Source organism: Frankia nepalensis, assembly GCF_016786325.1.
Lineage (GTDB): Bacteria > Actinomycetota > Actinomycetes > Frankiales > Frankiaceae > Pseudofrankia > Pseudofrankia nepalensis.
Map to the genome: position 1 here is coordinate 1 of NZ_JADWYU010000342.1, position 1,709 is coordinate 1,709.

The 1,709-nt window shown below is 69.7% G+C and carries 1 protein-coding gene; it reads left to right on the forward strand.

The genetic code is table 11. The features are described from left to right. Positions 1-239: 239 nt before the first annotated feature. Entirely contained in the window at positions 240-1,625 is a 1,386-nt protein-coding gene (locus tag I6A81_RS41080; protein WP_203008468.1) for an IS110 family RNA-guided transposase, read from the forward strand. The last annotated feature ends 84 nt before the right edge of the window (positions 1,626-1,709 follow it).

Here is a 1,709-nt window from a genome sequence, read left to right on the forward strand (position 1 = left end):
TTTCGGCACCACAGTCAGTCGGGCCCTTGGGGACGTCGCGATGACGTGAAAGGGTGGGTGTGGCTGCCCGTCGACGTCGTCATGTTCTTGGTCTTGTAGGCCGTACCACAGTCTGGCGTCGGGGCCTGGTGTGCGGGTCGCGCACTGTGCCACGAGCACGCCGGTCAGATTCCTGGTTCCCCTCACAGGCCCCCGGGTAGCCGCCCTGGTCCACCGAGGGTCTCGGGAGCGTGCCCGCGATGAGCAGTCCCGCTGAGTCCGTCGATGACGGTGAGCACGAGCAGGTCGTGGTCCGGGTCGCGGCGATCGACATCGGCAAGCGGATCGGGAAGGTCTGTACCCGCCTCCCGCACGAGACGAAGGAGGGCCGGCGGCATACCCGGGTCTGGGATGTGCCGGCGACCACCGGGCCGATCATCGAGCTGGCGGATCACCTGGTCTGTCAGGGCGTCGAGCGGGTCGTGCTGGAGTCGACGTCGGACTACTGGCGGCCGTTCTTCTACCTGCTCGAGGCCCGGGGCCTTGCGGTGTGGCTGGTCAACGCCCGCGACGTGAAGAACGTCCCGGGCCGGCCGAAGACGGACAAGCTCGACGCGGTGTGGCTGGCCAAACTCGCCGAGCGCGGCATGCTGCGGCCGTCGTTCGTGCCCCGGCCCGAGATCCGCCGGCTACGTGACCTGACCCGGCTGCGCGACGACCTGACCCACGAGCGGACCCGGCACAAGCAGCGCGTCGAGAAGATCCTCGAGGACGCGCTGATCAAACTGTCGACGGTGCTGTCCGACATCTTCGGAGTCTCCGGCCGGGCGATACTCGATGCCCTCGTCGCCGGGGAACGCGACCCGAAGAAGCTGGCCGCGCTCGCCCACGGCCGGGTCAGGGCCACCAGGGCCGAACTGGCCGCCGCGCTGACCGGCCAGTTCAGCGACCACCACGCCTACCTCGTCAGACTGCTCCTCGACCAGGTCGACGACCTCACCCGCCGCATCGACGACCTGACCGCCAGGATCGACGAGGCCATCGCAGCGCTGCCCATGCCCGACAACGACGAGAACGCCCCACCCCCACCCGGCGCCGCCGACAACGGTCCACCCACCACCGGCCGCGCAGCACCGTCCGGAACAGACCTCCTCGACCGGCTCGACGAGATCCCCGGCATCTCCCGCCACACCGCCCAGGTCATCCTCGCCGAACTCGGCACCCGCATGGCCCAGTTCCCGACCCCCGGCCACCTCGCCTCCTGGGCGAAACTGGCCCCTCGAACCATCCAGTCCGGCGCCACCACCCGCCGCGGGAAGACCGGCAAGGGCAACCCCTACCTACGAGGTGCCCTCGGCGAAGCCGCCTCCGCCGCCGCCAGGACACAGACGTTCCTCGGCGCCCGCTACCGCCGCCTGGTCAAACGCCGCGGCAAACTCAAGGCCCTCGTCGCCGTCGCCCGCTCCATCCTGATCATCGTCTGGCAACTCCTCAACAACCCCGCCACCCGCTACCACGACCTCGGCACCGACCACCACACCACCCGGATCAACATCGACCGCCGCAAGCGCACGCTCCTGCGCGAACTCGCCGGACTCGGCACCACCCAGGCCGACATCACCGCCGCACTCGGCGCAACCGCCTGACAGCAACACCAGACACCCCCACCAGCGCGCAAGAACACCGACAGGCGCGAGCCTGCCCACGTCCAGTCCGCATTTCCGGTCAGC

Coding starts and splice junctions, on each gene's coding strand:
- I6A81_RS41080 (WP_203008468.1), top strand. CDS start 240: ATGAGCAGTCCCGCTGAGTCCGTCGATGACGGTGAGCACGAGCAGGTC.